Origin of the sequence: Nonomuraea deserti (genome assembly GCF_004348685.1) — a bacterium.
In the GTDB taxonomy this organism is placed as follows: Bacteria; Actinomycetota; Actinomycetes; order Streptosporangiales; family Streptosporangiaceae; genus Nonomuraea; species Nonomuraea deserti.
Genome location: NZ_SMKO01000032.1, coordinates 30,387 through 49,658, shown reverse-complemented (window position 1 = coordinate 49,658; position 19,272 = coordinate 30,387). Strand labels below are relative to the sequence as shown.

The window sequence follows — 19,272 nt, the reverse complement described above, 5'->3', positions numbered from 1 at the left end:
GGAGACTCAGCGTCACACGGGGGAATGGGGCTTCGGTGCGCATTGTCGGAATTGTTCAGGCTCGGATGGGCTCCACGCGCCTGCCCGGAAAGGTGCTGCGCGACCTGGGCGGCCGCTCGGTGCTGTCATGGGTCGTACGCGCCGCGCGCGAGGCGGGCGCCCTCGACGATCTCGTCGTCGCCACCACGATCGAGGCGGCCGACGACGCCGTGGCCGCCGAGTGCGGCGCGCTCGGCGTGGCCTGTCACCGGGGGCCGGTCGACGACGTGCTGACGCGGTTCATGCACGCGATGGCCGGGCGGCGGGCCGACGCGGTCATGCGGTTCACGGCCGACTGCCCGCTGCTCGACCCGGCCGTGATCAGGGAGGCGGCGCTGGTCTACCGGGCCGTGCCCGGCCTCGACTACCTGAGCACGAGCCTGGTGCGCACGCTGCCGCGCGGGCTCGACGTGGAGATCGTCGGCAGGGCCGCATTGGAGCGGGCCGACCGGGAGGCCGCCGCCTTCCACCGCACCCACGTCACCTCCTACGTCTACGAGCATCCCGGCGACGCCCGGCTGCTCGGGCTGACCTACCGGCCCGCCGCCGACGACCTGCGGGTCACGCTCGACACCGAGGACGACTGGAAGCTGATCTCCCGCGTGGTGGGCGAGTTCGGCGACCGTCACGTGCCGGTCAAGGCGCTGGTGAGCTGGTTGCGCGCCCGGCCCGAGGTGTGCGGGCTCAACGCCCACGTGCGGCAGAAGGCGCTGCAGGACGCGTGACCGGGTCTGACCGCCACAGGGTGGGCTTCCGCTGCGACGCCGGGGTCGGCAGCGGGGTGGGCCATCTGGTGCGGTGCGTGGCGCTGGCCGAGGAGCTGTGCGCCCGGGGCGTCGAGGTGGTCTTCCTCGGGCGGGTGCGCGGCTCGGCGTGGGCGCTGGCGCAGCTGGAGGAGCGCGGGCTGCCGCTGGTGGACGCGCCGCCGGCCCCCGACCGCCTGGCGGCGCTGGCCCGCGAGTTGCGGCTCGCCGCCGTCGTGCTGGACTCGTACGAGCTGCCCGCGGAGACGGGGGCGGCGCTCGGGCGGGCCGGCCTGGCGGTGCTGGCCATCGCCGACGGCGACCCCCTGGGCCAGCAGGCCGACCTCTATCTCGACCAGAACCTCGGCGCCGAGCGCCGCCACGGGCCCGGCACGGCCGGGCGGTGGCTGGCCGGGGCACGGTACGCGCTGCTGCGCGACTGCGTACGCCGGTGCGCGCGCACGCCCCGGCGTGACCGGGTGCCGCACGTGCTCTGCTTCTTCGGCGGCACCGACAGCGCCGGCGTCGCCCCCGCCTGGGCACGGGCTCTGCTGGCGACCGGCGAGCCGTTCCGCGGCACGGTGATCAGCCCGGCGCCGTTCGACGCGGGCGGGCCGATCACCGTGATCCCGCCGACGGACCGCCTGCCCGACCTGATGGCCGGCGCCGACCTCGTGGTCACCGCCGCCGGCTCGGCCATCTGGGAGCTGCTCTACCTCGGGGTGCCGACGGCGCTGAGCTGGGTGGCGGACAACCAGCTCATCGGTTATGGAGAGCTGGTCGGCCGGGGCGTCGCCGCCGGGCTGGGCGGCGAGCCGGACGCGCGGGCCGTGGCGGCGCTCTCCCGGCTGCTGGCCGACCCCGCCGCCCGCGAGGAGCACGGCAGGCGGGGGAGGGGCCTCATCGACGGCAGGGGCAGGGAGCGCGCCGCCGACGCCCTGCTCGCCCTGCTCTAAACGAGGTCCCAGGTCAGCGGCGTGCCGAAGGCGACGTCGTGGGTGAAGTGCCGGCCCATCACCTGCGCGGCGGCCTCGGGAGGCAGCCCGCCCGCCGGCCGGATCGAGCGTACGTTGTCAGGGGTCACCGGCTCCCCCGCGCGCACGTCGCGCACGACGTGAAGGGACCGGCGGAAGCGCAGCCCTTCGCGCTCGGACGGGCGCGGCCCGATCACCGGACTCCCCAGCGACTGCCAGGCCCGCTCGCTCTCCACCACCAGCGCCAGCAGTTCGCCCGGCTCCAGCGAGAAGGCCGCGTCGACCCCGCCCTCGGCCCTGGACGTCGTGACGTGCTTCTCGATCAGGCAGGCGCCCAGCGCCACCGCGGCCAGCGCGGCGCCCAGCCCCGGCGTGTGGTCGGAGACGCCGACGACCTCTCCGGTGAGCGCGGCCAGCAGCGGCAGCGCGCGCAGGTTGCTCTCGGCGGGCGAGGCGGGATAGGACGCCGTGCACGACAGGACCACCAGCTGGACGCAGCCCGCCTGGCGGGCGGCCGTCACGGCGGCCTCGATCTCCCCGGCGGACGCCATGCCCGTCGAGATGATCAGCGGCTTGCCCGTGCTCGCCGCCAGCCTGATCAGCGGCAGGTCCACGATCTCCGACGAGGCGATCTTGTACGCCGGTGTGCCCAGCTTCTCCAGCAGCTCGACGGCCGTGGGGTCGAAGGGAGAGGAGAAGGCGGTGAGCCCGTGCTCGCGGGCCCGCTCGAAGATCGGCTCGTGCCACTCCCACGGCGTGTGGGCACGCTCGTAGAGCTGGTAGAGGTGCTCGCCGCCCCACAGCTCGTGCCCGTCGCCGATCCGGAACGCGGGCCCGTCGCAGTCGACGGTCAGCGTGTCGGCCCGGTAGGTCTGCAGCTTCAGCGCGTGCGCGCCGCTGGCCGCCACCGCGTCCACGATGGCCAGCGCCTGTGCCAGGCTCCCGTTGTGGTTGCCGGACATCTCGGCGACGACGTAGGGCGGATGCCCGGCCCCGATCGGCCGTCCCGCGATGGAGATCATGCCTGCCCCTTCCTGAGCTGGATGGCCACGACGTCGCGCGGAACCCCGTCGACGTCGCGCTGATAGGAGCCCACCTCGGCGAACCCGAACCGCCGGTGCAGCAGCCTGACCGGCGCGTTGTCGGCCAGCACCTCGCCGCGGAGCGCCGTCTGCCCGAGCGGCCCGAAGGCGTGCTCGATGGCCGCCTTCTCCAGCCCGATCCACGCCCGCAGCAGGTCGCCCGACCGTTCGAGCCCGTCGAGGTCGAGGTAGAAACCCCAGGAGGCGGCGCCCGACGCCAGGTCGGCGTAGGTCACCACCCCCGCGGAGACCCCATGGTGGTCGTAGATCAGCACGCACCTGCCCGGGTCGGCGCGGGTCGCCTGCCACCACCGCAGGTGCTCGGCCTGCGCGATCTCGTGCGTGGCGAAGCTCGCGGCGCGCACGCGCGGGTGGTTGCGCCATCGGCGCATGACGGGCAGATCATCGTCACGGACGCTCCTCAGCATCGCTGCCCCTAACTCTCAGCGCGGACTCAACTGCACAACGTAGCCGATTGTGCGTCAGGTAAAGAGCTGATCAGGGATGCGGACCCGGCCCGGCGGCCACGGCATGCTGCCCTCGACCTGTCCTTTCGAGCCGGGTCCAGGAAGCAAGGAGCAATCGTCATGATCCCCCTGCTCAGCGTCGTCGTCCCGTTTCACGACGTGGAGGCGTACATCACCGAGTGCCTGAAGTCGCTGGCCGCCCAGACACTGGAAGACATCGAAGTGATCCTGGTCGACGACGGTTCCGAGGACGGCAGCCGGCGCGTTGCCGAGGACTTCGCCGCCAGGGACGAGCGTTTCGTCATCGTCACCCAGCGCAACCTGGGGCCGGGGCCGGCGCGGAACGAGGGCATCCGGCATGCCCGCGGCACCTATCTGGCCTTCGCCGACAGCGACGACGTCGTGCCGCCGCACGCGTACGAGCTGCTCGTCGGCAGCCTGGCCGAGACCGGGTCCGACCTCGCGTGCGGCGCGGTGGGACGGCTCGTGGACGGCAGGCTGGAGGAGTCGACGCTGCACGAGAAGGTGTTCAGGCGGCCGCAGCTGTGCACCCACATCACCGACAAGCAGGTGCTCGTCAGGGACCGCACGGTGTGGAACAAGGTCTACCGGCGCGCCTTCTGGGAGCGCTGTGGCCTGGCGTTCCCCGCCGGCATCTACGAGGACGTGCCCGTCGCCATGCAGGCGCACGTCCTGGCCACCAGCGTGGACATGGTGGGCGACGTGGTCTACCACTGGCGCAGGCGCGAGTCGGGGGCGACGTCGATCACGCAGCGCAGGACCGAGCCGGCCAACCTGTACGAGCGCCTCGCGGCCATCCGCGCGGTCCGCGCCTTCCTCGAGGAGCGTGCGCCCGACCTGCTCGACGGCTTCGACGCGCTGGTGCTGGAGAAGGACATCCTGTTCCTCTTCCAGGCGCTGGAGAGCTGCGACGAGTGCGGCCCGGTGCTGGAGCTGGCCCACGCGTGGCTGGCCGAGCTGAGCGTGCGGGCGCTGGCCACCGCGCCCTCGCTGCGCCGCCTGGAGCTGCACCTGGTCAAGCGCGGACTGGTGGCGGAGCTGCGCAAGGTGCGCGCGTTCCGGCGGGCCCGCGAGGGCAGCACCCGCATCGTGCCGCGCGGCCTGCGCGTCACCAACTGGTACGGCGACTACCCCTTTTTCCGCAACCGCCGGCTCCGGATCCCCGACGAGGTCTTCGACGCCCGCGACGAGCTCAAACTGGTCGCCAAGGTCGACGCGTGCGAGTGGACCGGCGCGGAGTACCTGCTGCGGGGGCACGTGTCGTTCCACCGCGTCGACAGGAAGGTGGCCAAGGTCAGCCTGTGGCTCTGCGACGGGCGCCGCCGCGTGCCCCTGGAGGTGCGGCGCGCGGGCCGCCACGGCGTGGTCGCCGCCGTCGACCCCCGCCGGCTCGGCGGCGGAAAGAACTGGAAACTCCAGGTGCGCGCCGAACTGCGCGGCCTGGTGCTGACCGGCTGGTGCAGGGACGGTGACACCGGACCCACGTGGCGGTTTTCCGTGCCGGGACGGTCAAGAACAGGCATGGAAACCACCCAGTAGTTCCAGAGAGTAATCGATCCGGCGCGTTGCGTGGCCATGCTGGAGTCCATGAGGACCTATTCGCTCGATGACGTCCACGAGACACGCAAGCGGAGAGATTCCTGGTGGACCGTGTATTTCGTGGACCCGGCCGCCTGCCGGGTCGCGCTGGCCGTGGCGAACCGTACCCAGCTGACGCCCAACGCGCTCACCGTGTTCTCCCTGGTCCTCGGTGCGGTGTCGGCCGCCTGCCTCGCGATGAACCAGCTCGTGGCGGGCGCCCTCGCGTTCTATCTGAGCTTCATGATCGACTGCGTGGACGGCAAGGTCGCCCGGCTCAAGGGCACCGGCACGCCCTTCGGGCTCTGGCTCGACTACGTGGGTGACCGCGTCCGGGTGGTCCTGTGCGCCGGAGGGCTGGCGTACGGGCAGTACGCGCTGACGGGCGATGTGCGCTTCATCGTCCTGGGCGCGGCGGTGGCCGTGCTCGACCTGTTCAGGTACGTCAACGCGCCGCAGATGAAGCGGGTGCGCGAGGCGGTCAAGGAGGGGCGGCAGGAGCCCGGCGACGAGGATGAGCCCTTCGAGCAGGATCCTTTCGACCAGGAGCCGCAGGAGCCGCAGGATCGGGTGGCGACGGGGCGGGGGCCCCGGCGGCGCAGTTTCCCGCGACGGCTCAACAGGTTCCTGGCCCGCCACCGGGTGCGCTCGCACCTGATCAGCGGCATCGAGTTCCATGCGGCGGTGTTCGTGGTCGCGCCTCTTGCGGGGGCATGGGCGCTGATCCCGCTCGCCGCGATGTCGGGGGTCCTGCTGCTGGCCAACGAGGTCTTCCTCGTCTACCGGCTGTGGCTCTTCACGCGCAGGCACGGCGCGGCCTCCTCTCAGGAGAGCCGAGAGCACGTTCTCGTCTAAGTTTTCGGGGGTTACTACGCAATGTCCGACCGGCCAGTCTTCGTCATCGGATGCCCGCGGTCTGGCACCACGATGCTCCAGCTCATGCTCCACTCGCACCCGCGCATGGCGGTGCCTCCGGAGACGCGCTTCCTCGTTCCCGCCTACTACCGCCGGCGCACATGGGGCGACCTGCGGGTCACCCAGCGCCGTCGCGCCTTCGCCCAGTGGATCGCGACCGAACGCAGCACGAAGTTCCGCGAGCTCAAGATCGACAAGGACGAGTTCGTCCGGCAGTGCGTGGAGGGCCCGGGCTCGCTCGGGTCGGTGCTCGGCACGGCCTTCCGCATGTACGCCGGCCGCTTCGACAAGCCCCGCTGGGGCGACAAGCGGCCGAGCTACGTCAAGCAGGTCGACATGCTGCTGCGGCTCTTCCCCGACGCCCAGTTCATCCACCTCATCAGGGACGGCCGCGACTGCGTGTCCTCGCTGAAGGAGATGCCCTGGTACAACCTGGACTCCTTCCACGCCGTGTCCACCTGGGCCGAGGCCATCGACGCGGGCGGCCGGCTGCGCCGGACCCTGCCCGAGGACACGTACTACGAGCTGCGCTACGAGGACCTCACGGACGACCCCGCGACCGAGCTGAAGAAGCTCTGCCACTTCCTGGAGGAGGACTTCGCCCCGTCGATGGTCTCCCCGCGCGAGGCGGCCCAGGTGGCGGTGCCGCAGCACAAGGTCTGGCACAGCAACACGCATGGGGATGTCCTCCGCAGCCGGGTGGGCAGCTGGGCGAACCGGCTGGAGGACTGGGAGATCTCGTTGTGCGAGCACATGCTCGGCGACCGCCTGGAGTCCATGGGGTACGAGCTCACCGGCGCGCCCAGGCCCTCCAAGGAGCACGTGATCGCCTGCCAGAAGACGATGCAGAAGCGCAAGGCCAGCCGCATGCGCAAGGCCATGCGCGACCGGCTGAACCGGCTGCGCGAGCCGAGCCCGGTGGCCGCGATGCTCACCTCGGGCCAGTGCTCGCTCGCGGGCGTGCCGCAGCAGCGTTCGGAGCTGGCCGAGCCGGCGGTGTAGCCCGCCTCAGCGGTCGATGTGGGCGAACATCGACTCCCAGCGGTCCAGCACGTGGTCGAGGCGGAATGCCTCGGCCCGTGCGCGGGCGTCGGCGCCCGAGCGCCGCCGCTCCTCCGTGGAACGGACGAGCCGGCCCAGCGCGGCCGCGAAGGCGGTGACGTCGCCGGGCGGCACCGCCACCGGCCCGGCCGAACGCACGCCCCCCGACACGTCGAACGCCACCGCGGGCACCCCGTGCGCGGCCGACTCCAGCAGCACGACGGGCAGGCCCTCGTGCTCGCTGGTCAACCCGAGAACCGAGGCCGCGAGATATTCGCCGGGCATGCGCGCGGCGGGCACCCGCCCTCTGAAGACCACCCGCTCACCGACGCCCTCCCTTGCCGCGTGCTCGCGCAGCCGCGCCAGCTCGCCGCCGTCGCCGATCAGATGCAGCTCCCACGGCGGCGGCGCGCCCGACCGGGCGAACGCGGTGATCAGCCGGTCGAACCGTTTGACCCCCTCCAGCCTGCCCACGCCGAGCACCCGCGGCGCGTCGAGCGCGGACATCTCCTCCGGCCAGGTCGCCAGGGGGTTGGGCAGGCTCCACGCGTTGGGCAGCAGCGCGTGCTCCGAGAACCGCCACGCGTCGTCCTCGCTGAGGAACACCGCCTGGTCGAGCTGGGGGTAGTGCCTCCTGATCGAGGCCAGGTGCCAGGTGTCGCTGGCGTGGTCGTAGGAGCCGTGATACTGCCCGATCGGCCGGAACGCCGGCGGGAGCAGCCCTGCCATCCTGGCCACCGCCGAGGGCGAGGTCATCACCGCGTAGCCCGGCCGGACCGTTTCGAGCAGCTCCTTGAGCTTCCTGTCGGCCCTCCTGCGGGCCAGCCGTCCGGTCGTGTCCATGGTGCGGGGGCTGATCACGTGGTGGTGGTAGAGCGGCCGGTCCACGTACCGGAAGGGGGCGGCGGAGCGGTGCAGGCCGATCACGTGCACCTCGTGGCCCCGGCCGGCCAGCCCCTGCGCGACGGTGTGCGTCACCTGCTGGACGCCGCCGAGCGAGTCGGCGTCCAGGCAGGCGAAGACGACGCTCAATGGGCGCCCTCGAAGAAGTCGGCCACGATCCTGGCGGCCGCGTCGCCGTGCTCGTCGGCGCACCAGAGCTCGCGGAAGGCGGCGTACCGCTCGGCGCAGGCCGCGTGCCGGGCGGGCAGGTCCCTGATCGCGGCCACCAGGTCCTCGGTGGTCGTCACGCACGGTCCCGGCGCGATGGCCGGAAGGTCGTGGTAGACGCCGCGCTCCGAGAGCCGGTAGTCGTCCCAGTCGTCGACGAAGAACACCATCGGCTTGCCCGTGAGCGCGTAGTCGCACATCACCGAGGAGTAGTCCGTCAGCAGCGCGTCCGAGGCGGGCATGAGGTCGTTGATCTCCGGGTAGGACCCGGCGGTGCGGACGAAGTGCCGCAGGTGCTCGGGCACGCGGTACCGCTCGACCGGGTGGGTGCGCAGGACGACTACCCACTCGCCGGCCAGCTCGTCCGCCATGAGCTCCAGGTTCACGCGCACCGACCGGCCGCTGCCCTTGGCCCGGTCCCGGTAGGTGGGCGCGTACAGCAGGATCTTCCTGCCGGGCGGGATCTCCAGCCGCTCCCGCACGTCGCGCGCGCCCTCCCCGCTTACGAGGGCGTCGCAGCGGGGCGTCCCGCACCGGTAGACCTTGCCCGTGTAGCCGTTGGAGGGCAGGAACACCCGCGAGAACTCCGCGCTCGGCGACACCAGCGCGTCCCACCGGGCGACCGCGGCCCGCCACCGCGCCCGCGGCCGGTCGAAGTCGCCGCGCAGGTCGGGCGCGTCGAAGCCGATCGACTTGATCCCCTGCCCGTGCCAGGTCTGCAGGTAGCGGGTGCCCCGCGGCTTCGGGTAGTCGAGCGGGAACCCGTGGCTGTCCACCCAGATCCCCGCGCGCGCCATCGTCCAGACGTGGCGCCAGCTGCCCCTGCGCACCCGCCGCACGCCTCGGGGAAACCCGCCGCCTCCCTTCGCCGCGGACCAGACCACCTCGATCGGCAGCCCGCGCCGCCGCATCTCCTCGTGGACGGCCCTGGGGCTGCCGCTGTAGCCCTTCCCGACGTCCGACTCGAACAGCGCGAGGTCCCCGCGCCGCGGCAGCACGCGGATCAGCACCTTGTACGCCCGCAGCTTGTTCCGCGGCGTGCTGTACCGCTTCAGCAGCCGCCGCTTGACCCGCTGCCACACGGGCCGCGGCCTGGTCGCGGGACGCACGCACAGGTACGCGGCGTGGCCCTCAGCCTGCACCGTGCGGCCCGGCAGCTCGATGGGCTCGGTGTGCGGGTCGACGATGATCCGGTCGGTCGTGGTGTGCCCGTCGGAGGTCCTGGTGAAGCCGATGCGCGGATCGCACTTGCCGGTGGGCGTGAAGACGACCTCGCTGACGTACCCGCCGTCGCCGGACGGCCGCGGCGTGATGGGCACGCGCTTCCTGCCGAGCTGCAGGAACGCCTTCCACTCCAGCGGCAGCTTGCCGAACGGGTCGTAGCTGCGCACGGTCATCCGTACGCGCTCGCCGTCGGAGGAGAGGGCCGTGGCCTCGTGCCGCAGCCTGGACGCCGAGTAGGGCAGCTCCGCCAGCCGCAGCCGGGTGATGTCCATGCCGGGCGAGACCGACGTGCCCCAGTACGTTCGCCCGTCGAGCTGCACGGCGGCCCTGGGGGCGGCCCTCGGCCCGGTGAGCGAGCCCGCCGCGATCCGCAGGTCCTCGATCCGGTCGTCCAGGATGAGCTGGCAGCAGACCCGGTCGAGGGGCGCCATCTCGTCCAGCGCGGCCCCGGGGATCTCCTCCAGGTACGGCCGCACGACGGAGGCGAACTCCTTGATCCACACCAGGTCGCGGGAGGGCAGCGGGTTGAGGTAGACGCGCAGGTCCTGGCGGAGGAAGCGGCGCTGGCGGTGCGGCACCAGGTCGCCGGCCCCGTGCCGGCGCAGGGCGTCGTCGCTCATCCGGGCGGCGGTGACCCGCTGGCGCACGTTGTCCAGGTCGTCGATGCTCAGCGAGATCGACTCGTTCGTCGGCGCCCTGTGCCAGTGGTAGACCGTCCACGGCACGACGGCGAACCTGCGCGACAGCGCGTACAGCTCGGCGGCGAAGACGTGGTCCTCGTAGTGGACGTCCTCGGGGAAACGCAGCCGGGCGGCGCGCAGCCGGCTCAGGTCGTAGAGCTTGTTGGTGGTGAAGCTGTCGAGGAACAACGCGGGCTCCTCGCGGATGCCCTCGACCACCCGCCGCCGGGCGAACAACCACGGATAGTACGGCCGCAGGCGTCCCGACGACTCGTACAACCGCGCGATCTGCCCCGACACGAAGTCGGCGCCGGTGCGCTCGATCTCGGTGAGCAGGCTCTTGCACGCGTGCCGGGGCAACTCGTCGTCGCTGTCGAGGAACATGACGTACGGCGCGGTCGCCGCGTCGATGCCGTCGTTGCGCGGGGCCCCGCACCCGCCGCTGTTGTGGTGCCTGCGCAGGTAGCGGACCCGGGGGTCGCCGGCCACGAGCCGGGCCGCCACCTCCGGTGTGCCGTCCGTGCTGGCGTCGTCGGAGATGATCACCTCCAGGTCGCGCAGCGACTGCCCGAGCACGGAGCGTACGGCCCTGGGCAGGCGGGCCGCGTCGTTGTACGTGATGACGACGACGGTGCAGTCCGGCATGCCAAGTCCCCCCAGTAGTCCCCTGCGGGACTGGCTGCCCCCGCCGGAAGGGAAGCGTCAGGACTTGATCGAGTGTTTGCCCAAAAATCAGCGCATAAGCCGACGAATCACCCAGGCGATGACCAGCAGCGCCGCGACCGCGCCCGCGATGGGCGCCAGCCGCTTGAGCAGCGGTTGCCCGGCGATCTCCAGCAGGTCGAGCGCCTCCTCGTCGGCCGTGCGCGACGTGCGCAACGTGCCCACGGGCCGCACCTCCTGCCGGACCTCCTCGGGCTCGCCGGGCTCGGGCACCGCCGCGAGGGGCCGATCCTCCTGGGGTGGGGCGGGCTCGACGGTCGACTCGGACAGCAGCGCGGCCAGGTTCTCGGCGAACTTGTCGATGAGCTTGGCGCCGACCTCGGCCATCACGCCGCGCCCGAACTGGGCCGGCCGGCCGGTCACGTTGAACGTCGTCTCCACGGCCACCGCCGTGGCCCCTTCGTGCGGCGTCATCCGCGCCCTGACCGTGGCGGAGGCCGTGCCCGAACCCCTCGCCTCCTTGCCCGACGCCTTGAGTGTCACCGTATGGGAGTCTTTGTCCACTTCCTCGAACGCGGCCGAGCCCCGGTACGTCACCGTGATCGGACCGACCTTGACCTTCATCCTGCCGGTGAACTCGTCGCCCTCGAAGACGTCCAGGCTCGCCCCCGGCAGGCACGGAGCGACCCGCTCGACGTCGAGCAGCACCGCCCAGGCCTGCTCGACCGGAACGGGAACCGTGAACTCGTGTTCGATCCGCATCGCATCTCCGGATAGGATTGATCTTGTGCTTTCGGGCATCGGTCAGGGCTTGGCCGTCGTCTCCCGCGTGAGCGGGGCGAGAAGCCGCTCCCTTCACGGAGCGGAGGAGTCACAGATCCGCTCCTTCTCTGGTTGCGACACTACGCCGGGCGGGGGCACCCCGGAAGGGATGCCCCCTTGAGGTCAGGGCGATCCGGCCGCCGTGCGTACCGCTCGGTGGGTCAGCACCCTGGCCAGGTGCCGCCGGTAGTCGGGCTGCGCGTGCAGGTCAGCCGGCGGAGAGGTGTCCGCGGCCGCCTCCTCGCACGCCAGGCGCACCTGGTCACCGAGCTCCACGCCCCGCAGGGCCGATTCGGTGGCGCGGGCGCGCAGCGGCTTCTCGCCCATGTTCGTCAGCCCGATCCTGGCCTCGGTGATCGCGCCGTTGGAGCGCTTGACCGCCGCCGCCACCCCGACGATCGCCCACGACTGCGCGGTCCTGTGGAACTTCTCGTAGTGGAAACCCCAGCCCGCGCCCAGCTTCGGGATCTTCACCCCGGTCAGGATCTCGCCCGGCTCCAGCGCCGACTCCAGGTAGTCGACGAAGAAGTCGGCCGCGGGGATCTCCCGCTCACCCCCGGCCGACCTGGCCACGAGCACGCCGTCCAGCGCCAGCACCACGGCCGGCAGGTCGCCCGCCGGATCGGCGTGCGCCAGCGAGCCGCCGAACGTGCCCCGATGCCGGATCGCCCGGTCGGCCACCATGGCCGTGGCCAGTGCCACCAGCGGGCAGCCGGCGGTGACCACGCCGGAGCGCACGACCTCGTCGTGCGTGGTCATCGCGCCGATGAAGACGTGGTCGCCGCGGTCGTGCACGCCCTTCAGATCCGGCAGCCGGCCGACGTCCACCAGCGTCGACGGGTACGCCAGCCGCATCCGCAGCAGCGGCAGCAGCGACTGACCGCCCGCCAGCACCTTGGCGTCCTCGTCGGAGGCGAGCGCCTGGCAGGCCTCGTCCAGCGAGGCGGGCCGCGCGTAGTCGAACTGCGCGGGGATCATGGCCGTACTCCTTCCGGCGCCTGAGCTTCGAGGGCCCGCCAGATGCGTTCCGGCGTGCACGGCATCCGGACGTCGTGCACGCCGCGCGGGCGCAGGGCGTCCACGACGGCGTTCACCACGGCCGGGGTCGAGGCGATCGTGCCCGCCTCGCCGACGCCCTTGACGCCCAGCGGGTTGCTGGTCGCCGGGGTCTCGGTGCGGTCGAGGGTGAAACCCGGCAGGTCCGCCGCCGACGGCAGCAGATAGTCGGCCATCGTGGTGGTCAGCAGGTTGCCGTCGGCGTCGTAGACGGCCTCCTCGAACAGCGCCTGCGCGATGCCCTGCGCGATGCCGCCGTGCACCTGGCCCTCCACGATCAGCGGGTTCACCACCTTGCCGACGTCGTCGACCGCCACGTACGAGCGGATCTTCACCATGCCCGTCTCCGTGTCCACCTCCACCGCGCACAGGTGGGTGCCGTGCGGGAAGGAGTAGTTCTCCGGATCGAACGTGGCCTCGGAGTCGAGCCGCGCCTCCACCCCGTCAGGCAGGTCGTGCGCCGTGAACGCGGCCAGGGCCAGCTCCTGGATCGTCCGCTGCGACTCGGTGCCGCGCACCTTGAACGCCCCGGCCTCGAACTCCAGGTCGTCCGGCGAGCACTCCAGCACGTGCGCGGCCAGCCTGCGGGCCTTGTCCTTGACCTTGTCGCACGCCTTCAGCACCGCGACGCCGCCGATGACCAGCGAGCGGGAGCCGTAGGTGTCCATGCCCTTGTGGGCGATCGCCGTGTCGCCGTGCAGCACCGTGACGTCCTCGAACGGCACGCCGAGCGCGTCGGCCGCGATCTGGCTCCACGACGTGACGTGACCCTGCCCGTGCGGCGAGGTGCCGGTGATGACCTCGACCTTGCCCGTGGGCAACATGCGCACCGCGCCGTGCTCCCAGCCGCCGGCGCCGTAGTTGGCCTCGCCGAGCATCCTCGACGGCGCCAGGCCGCACATCTCCGTGTACGTGCTGACGCCGATGCCGAGCTGCACCGGGTCGCCCCTGTCACGCCGGTCGGACTGCTCGGCCCGCAGCTTGTCGTAGCCGAACAACGCCAGCGCCTTGTCCGTGGCCGCCTCGTAGTTGCCCGAGTCGTACGTCAGGCCCGAGATCGTCGTGTACGGGAACTCCTCGTGCCTGATCCAGTTGCGCCTGCGCACCTCCACCGGGTCCATGCCCAGCTCGGCGGCCAGCTCGTCCATCATCCGCTCGATGGCGAACGTCGCCTCCGGGCGGCCCGCGCCCCGGTACGCGTCCGTGGGCATCTTGGTGGTGAACACGCCCGTGCAGGCGAACTCGTACGCGTCCATCTTGTAGATCGCGTTGAACATCGACGCGCCCAGCATCGGGATGCCCGGCGTCACCAGCATCAGATAGGCGCCCATGTCGGCCAGCAGGTCGACCTGCAGCCCTCGGATGCGCCCGTCCGCGTCGGCGGCCAGCCTGATGTGCTGGATCTGGTCGCGGCCGTGGTGCACGGTCAGGTTGCCCTCGGAGCGCGACTCGGTCCACTTGACCGGCTTGCCGAGCTTGCGCGTGAGCAGCAGGCCCAGCACCTCCTCCGCGGTGACCTGCAGCTTCGAGCCGAACCCGCCGCCCACGTCGGGCGCGATCACGCGGATCCGGTGCTCGGGGACGCCGGTCACCATGGCCAGCATGACCCGCAGGACGTGCGGGATCTGCGTGGACGTCCAGAGCGTGAACGACTCGCCGTCGGTGTCGGCCAGCACCGCCCGCGGCTCCATCGCGCTCGGGATGAGACGCTGCTGCACGTACGTGCGGTCGATGACGACGGGAGCGCCCTCGAACGCGGCGTCGACGTCGCCCGCGGTGATCTTCGCGCTGAACGCCTTGTTGCCCGCCTCGTGCACCTTCGGGCTGCCGTCGGCGAGGGCTTCGTTCATGTCGAGCACGGCCGGCAGCGGCTCGTAGTCGACCTCGATGGCGTCGAGCGCGTCGGCGGCGCGGTAGCGGTCGGTCGCGACCACGCAGGCCACCGCCTCGCCGACGTAGCGCACCTCGGACACGGCCATCGGCGGGTGGTCGGGGATGACGATGTCCTCGCTCACCGGCCAGGCGCACGGCAGGCTGCCCTGCTCGGCGGCGAAATCCTCCCCGCTGAACGCCGCCACGACCCCCGGCAGGTCACGCGCCCCCGACACGTCGACCCTGGTTATCCTGGCGTGCGCCATCGGGCTGCGCAGGTACATCACGTGCAGCATGCCGGGGCGCGAGAGGTTGTCCGTCCACTGCGTCCGCCCCGTGAGCAGCCTCGTGTCCTCTTTGCGCCGCCGCGGCCTGCCCACCTCGGAGCGGTCGGTCGGCTCGTTGAGCTGGTCGCTCTGAGCGATCTGCTCGGCGACCAGGCCGGCGTCCATCTCGGTCATTGCTTGCTCACCGCCTGCCCCATCTCCTGCGCGCCCCTCCGTACGGCGCTGACGATGTTGCAGTAGCCGGTGCAGCGGCACAGGTTGCCCTCGAGGCCCTCCCTGATCGTCTCCTCGGACGGGTCGGGATCGTCTCTGAGCAGGTCGATCGCGGCCATGACCATGCCGGGCGTGCAGTATCCGCACTGCAGCGCGTGCTCTTCGTGGAAGGCCCGCTGCATCGGGTGCATCGACCCGTCGGCGCCCAGGCCCTCGATGGTGACGACGTCGCCGCCGTCGGCCTGCACGGCCAGCACCGAGCAGCTCTTCACGCTCTTGCCGTCGAGCATGACCGTGCAGGCGCCGCAGTTGCTGGTGTCGCAGCCGACCGGTGTGCCGGTTTTGCCGAGCCGGTCTCTCAGCAGGTGGACGAGCAGGAGCCGCGGCTCGACGTCCTCCTCGTAGGTGATCCCGTCGACGGTGACGGTGATTCGGGGCATACGTCCTCCCTCAGGAGCAGGGGGAAAGGCGGACACTCCGAACGTACGCCGGTGTTATTCCCGGTCAAGGTCTACTTGCCGCGGAGCCCCTTGGCGATGATCGCCACCAGCCCCGCGAACGCCAACCCCAGCACCATCACGCCCCAGAGAACCAGCCAATCCGTGATCGCCCTTGTCACCACCAAAATACCCAGAACGACAAAAAGCACGCCGCTGAGCAGGGCCATCCAGTCCGTCCTGTGCACGCGGCGCGGCCGCTCGACGTCACGCGGCACGTCGCACCTCGATGTCACCGACGCCGCTCCGCAGATCGAGCACGAGGGTGGCGGGCTCGCCGTCCGGTTTCACCTCGGGTTGCAGCACTTCGTTCACCCGCACGTCCACTCCGCCCTGGACCGACTGGTCCAGTGTGATGTCGCCGACCTTGTTGGAGGCGTGCACCTCCACTCTCGCCGTCGGTGGCACGACCACCACCAGCTCGCCCGCCTTGACCGAGGCGGTGAACGTCGTCGTCGACCCGGGCGCCAGCTCCAGCTCCGACAGGTCGAGCCGGCCGTCGCCGAGCCCGACGTCATAGTGCCGGCTCGCCTCCGTGACGCTGGCCGGGGCCCACTCCGACGACCCGACGTTGCTGGGCACACCGCCCAGCATCAGCCCCGTGCCCACGAGCAGCGCGACGAACGTACCAGCGGCGACCAGCCCGGCGCCCCGCCCCCACCAGGCGGCGATCAGCAGCCCGGCGCCGATGGTGATGAGCATGGCGCCGCCGACGATGGTCGGGCTCACGCCAGCGGCCGTCCTGGCCTGGGCCGCCATGACGATTCCTCCAATGATGAAAGCCAGCAACAGGGTGAAGGCGCCGATGAACGACCTCGGGCGGCGCGCCGGCCGGGGCCGCTCAGCGAGGGCCGGGCGGGCGTACAGAGCGGGATCGTACGGCGAGTAGCCGCCGCCTCTCCTGGCCGGGTCGAGCGGCTGGTAGGGGCCGTTGGGGGCGAACGGGTGGCCGTAGCCGGCGGCCGGCTGCCGGCGGCCGTGGGCGGGCGGCTGGTACGGCGGCACGGCATGTTCTGCCGTCACCGCGTCGCCGAGGGCCGGATCCGGCTCGATGGTGTCGTGCGCCCTGGCCGGCCCGGCGGGAGGCGGCTCCTGCGCGCTCTCGCGTACCGGGCCGGGGAACTCCCGGGTCGGCTCCGGGGTCGGGTGGCGGGTCGTCTCCTGCGCCGACTCCGGGGTCGGGTGGCGGGTCGTCTCCTGCGCCGACTCCGGGGTCGGGTGGCGGGTCGTCTCCTGCGCCGACTCCGGGATCGGGTGGCGGGTCGTCTCCTGCCTCGGCTCTTCGATCGGGTGGCGGACCGTCTCCTGCGCCGGCTCTTGGACCGGGTAGCCGGGCGTCCCCTCCGCCGGCGACGACGTCCGCGCGGTCTCACCCAGGCCGGTGGCCGCGGACTGCGGTCGTACCGGAGACGGCGGCGTGGCAGGAGTGTAGGACGGCGCCGGCTGCCCGTCGCCGGTCCTGCGCCTGCTGAGCCGCTCGGGCATCGACCGGGCCAGCCCCAGCAGGTCGACCCCGCTCGCGTGCGCGGCAAGCAGCGACACAGCCAGGAACACGCCCACCACGAGCGTGCCCACGCCCAGCCACACCGTCGCCATGTTGATCCCCAGGCCGCACGCCAGCACCGCGGCCAGCAGCACCATCACGGCGTCGGCGTCGAAGTCGCGGCGGGTCCACTGCTCGATGAGGCCGGGCTTGCCGTTCGGCTCCTTCATCAGCAGGAACGCCGCGAGGTAGAGGAACAGGCCGATGCCCGAGCCGAACATCAACACCGCGAAGCCCACGCGGAACACCACGGGGTCGATGCCGGTGTGCCGCCCGAGGCCCGCGCAGACTCCCATGAGGAAGCGCCCCTCGCTGCTGCGTCGCAGCACACGGTGAGGGGCGGCCGGTTCCCTGGGCGGAGCTTCTGTCATGCCACCATCGTGTACCTGCGTGCGGTGTGCCCGCATCCGGGACACCCCTGACCCGACCCGGGGGTCGTTCCCTGATGCCCCTGTGCCCGGGACGTGTGACTATGGCCATGTTATGGCTGACCAGAAGACACTTGCCGAGCCCAGCGGCGAAACGCCTTACCGGCGGATGATGCGCCCCATGGAGGGCCGCCTGATCGGCGGCGTGGCCCAGGGCCTGGCGACGCAGCTCTCGCTTGATCCGGTGGTGATCAGGCTGATGTTCGTGCTGCTCAGCGTCGTCGACGGCATCGGCATGGTCGCGTACGCGGTGCTCTGGATGATCGCGCCGAAGCAGCCGTACCAGGGGACCGCTCCGCCGCAGCGTGACTGGAGCCAGCTCGCCGCGTTCAGCGCGATCGGGGTGGCGCTGCTCGCGTTCGGCTGGCTGACGGGCGCCTCCCAAGGCGGCATCGGCATGTTGCCGTTCGCCGTGGGCGGGATCGGCGCCCTCATCCTCTGGCAGCAGGCGGACCCGGAACGCCGCAAGACCTGGATGAGCGGCGCGGCCCTCAGCATGCGGAAGAACCGCGTGCGCTCGCTGCTCGGCGTCGTGCTCGTCGTGATCGGCGCGACCGGGTTCCTGGCGGCCCAGGGCGAACTGGCCCAGGCCAGCCAAGGGCTGCTGTTCACCGCCGTCGTGGTCGGCGGCCTGGCCGTCATCGCCGCACCCTGGCTGGCCGGCCTGTGGAAAGAACTGCAGCTCGAACGTCGTGAGCGCATCAGGCAGGAGGAACGCGCCGAAGTGGCCGCCATGGTGCACGACTCGGTGCTCCACACCCTCACGCTGATCCAGCGGGTCGCCCACGACCAGCGTGAGGTCACCCGCCTGGCCCGCGCGCAGGAGCGCGACCTGCGCAACTGGCTCTACCAGCCGGCCCAGGACGCCGACGCCACGGTGGCGGCCGCCGTACGCAGGATCGCCGCCGAGGAGGAGGACGCGCACGGCGTGCCCATCGAGGTCGTCTGCGTCGGAGACATCGATCTCGATTCGGCGGGCAAGCTGGCCGCCATGCTCAAGGCGTCGCGGCAGGCGATGGTCAACGCCGCCAAATACTCTGGCAGTCCGTCCATTTCCGTCTATGCGGAAGTAGAAGGTGAAGAGGTCACGATTTTCGTGAAGGATCGTGGCAAGGGGTTCGACTTCGAAGCCGTGCCCCTCGACAGGATGGGGATCAGGGAGTCCATCATCGGGAGAATGGAACGTCACGGAGGCGCGGCCAGGGTCCGCACCGAGCCCGGCGAGGGCACGGAAGTGATGTTGACCATGAAGGTGGAGAAGGCATGACACGGGTGTTGATCGTCGATGATCACCGGCTGTTCCGTTCCGGCGTACGCGCCGAACTCGGCGACTCGATCGAGGTGGTGGGCGAGGCCGAGGACGTGGACTCCGCGGTCAAGGCGATCACCGAGCTGCAGCCCGACGTGGTGCTGCTCGACGTGCACATGCCCGGGGGCGGCGGCCAGGAGGTGCTGCGCCGCGTCCTGGGCTCCGGCTCCCAGGTGCGTTTCCTCGCCCTGTCGGTCTCCGACGCCGCCGAGGACGTCATCGGCGTGATCCGGGGCGGCGCCAGGGGCTATGTCACCAAGAACATCAGCGGCAAGGAGCTGACCGACGCCATCCGCAGGGTGTCCGAGGGCGACGCGGTCTTCTCGCCGCGGCTGGCGGGCTTCGTGCTGGACGCGTTCGCCTCGTCGGAGGCCCCGCCCATCGACCCTGAGCTCGACTCGCTGACGCAGCGCGAGCGGGAGGTGCTGCGGCTGATCGCGCGCGGCTACGCGTACAAGGAGATCGCGAAGGAGTTGTTCATCTCGGTCAAGACCGTGGAGACGCACGTGTCGTCGGTGCTGCGCAAGCTCCAGCTCTCCAACCGCCACGAGCTCTCACGCTGGGCCACCGCCCGCCGCCTGGTCTGAGTCTCCGACGTGAAGGGGCCCGACGGCCCCAACGCCCCCCACCGCGTTTCGCGCACGCACCTTTGCTGGCCGACCGTACGCTCGGTCGCCCGCCACCAGCGATCTCACCACCGTCGGCGGG

Annotated in this window: 17 protein-coding genes; 7 read left to right on the top strand and 10 right to left on the bottom strand. The window is 71.6% G+C overall.

Annotated elements, in window-relative coordinates; genetic code table 11:
• The first annotated feature begins 35 nt into the window (after positions 1 to 35).
• Both E1292_RS15205 and E1292_RS15200 read left to right on the top strand, forming a co-directional pair.
• Complete coding sequence (locus E1292_RS15205) at positions 36 to 764, top strand: cytidylyltransferase domain-containing protein (protein ID WP_132595793.1); 729 nt, start codon at positions 36 to 38, stop codon at positions 762 to 764.
• Positions 761 to 1,738 (top strand): PseG/SpsG family protein, encoded by a 978-nt coding sequence (locus E1292_RS15200; RefSeq protein WP_132595792.1) that lies wholly within the window; start codon positions 761 to 763, stop codon positions 1,736 to 1,738. The genes E1292_RS15205 and E1292_RS15200 overlap by 4 nt, the downstream gene beginning before the upstream one ends.
• On the opposite strand, the gene pseI is transcribed toward E1292_RS15200, so the two are convergent.
• The gene (gene pseI / locus E1292_RS15195) at positions 1,735 to 2,778 is read right to left on the bottom strand and encodes a pseudaminic acid synthase (protein WP_132595791.1); all 1,044 of its coding nucleotides are present in this window, start codon (positions 2,776 to 2,778) and stop codon (positions 1,735 to 1,737) included. The genes E1292_RS15200 and pseI overlap by 4 nt on opposite strands.
• Complete coding sequence (locus E1292_RS15190) at positions 2,775 to 3,266, bottom strand: GNAT family N-acetyltransferase (protein ID WP_132595790.1); 492 nt, start codon at positions 3,264 to 3,266, stop codon at positions 2,775 to 2,777. The genes pseI and E1292_RS15190 overlap by 4 nt, the downstream gene beginning before the upstream one ends.
• A gap of 159 nt (positions 3,267 to 3,425) precedes the next feature.
• On the opposite strand from E1292_RS15190, the gene E1292_RS15185 reads away from it, so the two are divergent.
• The 3 genes from E1292_RS15185 to E1292_RS15175 are packed head-to-tail and all read left to right on the top strand — an operon-like array spanning position 3,426 to position 6,821.
• Positions 3,426 to 4,865: a glycosyltransferase family 2 protein gene (locus tag E1292_RS15185; protein ID WP_132595789.1), complete on the top strand. Its 1,440-nt coding sequence runs from the start codon at positions 3,426 to 3,428 to the stop codon at positions 4,863 to 4,865.
• Between the two features lie 48 nt (positions 4,866 to 4,913).
• Complete coding sequence (locus tag E1292_RS15180) at positions 4,914 to 5,759, top strand: CDP-alcohol phosphatidyltransferase family protein (RefSeq protein ID WP_246090130.1); 846 nt, start codon at positions 4,914 to 4,916, stop codon at positions 5,757 to 5,759.
• Between the two features lie 21 nt (positions 5,760 to 5,780).
• On the top strand, positions 5,781 to 6,821 hold the full coding sequence (locus tag E1292_RS15175; protein ID WP_132595788.1) for a sulfotransferase family protein: 1,041 nt from the start codon (positions 5,781 to 5,783) through the stop codon (positions 6,819 to 6,821).
• A gap of 6 nt (positions 6,822 to 6,827) precedes the next feature.
• Here E1292_RS15175 and E1292_RS15170 read toward each other — a convergent pair whose 3' ends face one another.
• The 8 genes from E1292_RS15170 to E1292_RS15135 form a co-directional block, all read right to left on the bottom strand.
• On the bottom strand, positions 6,828 to 7,892 hold the full coding sequence (locus tag E1292_RS15170; protein ID WP_132595787.1) for a glycosyltransferase: 1,065 nt from the start codon (positions 7,890 to 7,892) through the stop codon (positions 6,828 to 6,830).
• Entirely contained in the window at positions 7,889 to 10,519 is a 2,631-nt protein-coding gene (locus tag E1292_RS15165) for a bifunctional glycosyltransferase/CDP-glycerol:glycerophosphate glycerophosphotransferase (protein WP_132595786.1), read from the bottom strand. Before E1292_RS15165 ends, E1292_RS15170 begins: the two co-directional genes overlap by 4 nt.
• Positions 10,520 to 10,606: 87 nt before the next feature.
• Positions 10,607 to 11,299: an SRPBCC family protein gene (locus E1292_RS15160; RefSeq protein ID WP_132595785.1), complete on the bottom strand. Its 693-nt coding sequence runs from the start codon at positions 11,297 to 11,299 to the stop codon at positions 10,607 to 10,609.
• Between the two features lie 183 nt (positions 11,300 to 11,482).
• A complete protein-coding gene (locus E1292_RS15155) occupies positions 11,483 to 12,337 on the bottom strand; it encodes an FAD binding domain-containing protein (protein WP_132595784.1) in 855 nt (284 codons plus the stop codon).
• Positions 12,334 to 14,748, bottom strand: coding sequence for a xanthine dehydrogenase family protein molybdopterin-binding subunit (locus E1292_RS15150; RefSeq protein ID WP_132595783.1), 2,415 nt, complete (start codon positions 14,746 to 14,748; stop codon positions 12,334 to 12,336). The genes E1292_RS15155 and E1292_RS15150 overlap by 4 nt, the downstream gene beginning before the upstream one ends.
• A complete protein-coding gene (locus E1292_RS15145; protein WP_132595782.1) occupies positions 14,745 to 15,227 on the bottom strand; it encodes a (2Fe-2S)-binding protein in 483 nt (160 codons plus the stop codon). Before E1292_RS15145 ends, E1292_RS15150 begins: the two co-directional genes overlap by 4 nt.
• 71 nt (positions 15,228 to 15,298) lie before the next feature.
• The gene (locus tag E1292_RS15140) at positions 15,299 to 15,502 is read right to left on the bottom strand and encodes a hypothetical protein (RefSeq protein WP_246090129.1); all 204 of its coding nucleotides are present in this window, start codon (positions 15,500 to 15,502) and stop codon (positions 15,299 to 15,301) included.
• Entirely contained in the window at positions 15,492 to 17,198 is a 1,707-nt protein-coding gene (locus E1292_RS15135; protein ID WP_165974543.1) for a PspC domain-containing protein, read from the bottom strand. Before E1292_RS15135 ends, E1292_RS15140 begins: the two co-directional genes overlap by 11 nt.
• 112 nt (positions 17,199 to 17,310) lie before the next feature.
• Here E1292_RS15135 and E1292_RS15130 point away from each other — a divergent pair, with 112 nt between their 5' ends.
• The gene (locus E1292_RS15130; protein ID WP_132595779.1) at positions 17,311 to 18,522 is read left to right on the top strand and encodes an ATP-binding protein; all 1,212 of its coding nucleotides are present in this window, start codon (positions 17,311 to 17,313) and stop codon (positions 18,520 to 18,522) included.
• Entirely contained in the window at positions 18,519 to 19,151 is a 633-nt protein-coding gene (locus tag E1292_RS15125) for a response regulator (RefSeq protein WP_132595778.1), read from the top strand. Before E1292_RS15130 ends, E1292_RS15125 begins: the two co-directional genes overlap by 4 nt.
• Positions 19,152 to 19,272: the final 121 nt, after the last annotated feature.